The organism is Pseudomonas fuscovaginae SE-1 (assembly GCF_000364705.1).
Lineage (GTDB): Bacteria > Pseudomonadota > Gammaproteobacteria > Pseudomonadales > Pseudomonadaceae > Aquipseudomonas > Aquipseudomonas fuscovaginae_A.
In genome coordinates this window covers 1-1,039 of the sequence record NZ_AQOH01000173.1, presented here as the reverse complement: position 1 = coordinate 1,039, position 1,039 = coordinate 1, and the positions used below count along the sequence as shown (strand labels likewise).

Genomic DNA, 1,039 nt, shown 5'->3' with positions numbered 1-1,039 from the left:
GCGGCGGTGCGGCGTCCCGACAAGCCCGCTCGCCACAGGGGGCTATCCGATCGTTCCCACGGTCTCCGTGGGAATGCCTCCCAGGGCGCTCTGCGCCCGTCCTGGTGACGCGGAGCGTCACCGGCTGCATGCCCACGCAGAGCGTGGACACGATCAGCCATGGGGGCTGTTTACCCTGTGTTTCAGTGCTGCTGGCCCAGCAACCCATCCACCTGGCTTTGCGCCAACTCGATCAGGTGCACCGAAGCCATCGCCAAGTGGCGCGGCATGCCACTCAGCTGCTCGGCGGACTCATAAGCGGTGGCGGCCGCCGAACGCAGGATCGAGTCGAGGTTGTTCAAGGTGTCTTCAAGGTAGGGTGTTTTGCTGATGGGGTCTGCTGGCTGCTCATAGTGAGCGAAGGCTCGCTCGGTAGCGGCTTGGAGTGCTGGATCGCTTTTTGGCGGGTTGGGTGTGACTTTGAACATGGCGATGCTCCTGACATGGTCGAGAACCCGTCGCCCTCGTGACCAAACGAGAGGTGGCGGGCGGTACGCAGGTTGGTCAACCGGGATGTCAGGCACCCGGCGCACCCGAAGGCGCCCCGCGCACAGCCCACCATGAAGCGACAGGCACAAAGACATGCCTGGAGCAGGGGTGGCGCTGGTGCGCCTGACATTGGACGGGTGACCAAACCCGGTCACTGTTTTTCAGTGACAGGTGTCAGCCTAGGTCCCGAAGATCGACAGGCGCAAGCCGAAAGGATTTTCTAGGAAACTTCAGGCGAGGGAAAGGGAATCGTCTTGCTGGTGGGTCTTAGCGCCTGCAACAAGAATGTATCCAACGGTCGTAGTGAGTTGACTTCAACGTCATCTGTGGCATTCTGAAAAAACTACTCAGCCCCGTACGCAGCGATTCAGTTCGCTGGCCGTTGGGGTGAAAAAACCGGCCTTGTGCCGGTTTTTTCGTTTCAAGGGACTGATATCTGTGCGTACAGCCTGCTTTGTTGACGGATACAACCTGTTCGGTCTATTGGCAGGGTCTGCGTACAAGTGGCTGG

The 1,039-nt window shown here is 60.1% G+C and carries 1 protein-coding gene and 1 pseudogene; one reads left to right on the top strand and one right to left on the bottom strand.

Annotated features, from left to right (window positions below):
* Window positions 1-182: 182 nt before the first annotated feature.
* Complete coding sequence (locus tag K675_RS0116470; RefSeq protein ID WP_026145259.1) at window positions 183-467, bottom strand: DUF6124 family protein; 285 nt, start codon at window positions 465-467, stop codon at window positions 183-185.
* A gap of 499 nt (window positions 468-966) precedes the next feature.
* On the opposite strand from K675_RS0116470, the pseudogene K675_RS33660 reads away from it, so the two are divergent.
* Window positions 967-1,039: pseudogene (locus tag K675_RS33660) on the top strand (NYN domain-containing protein); the annotation flags it as partial.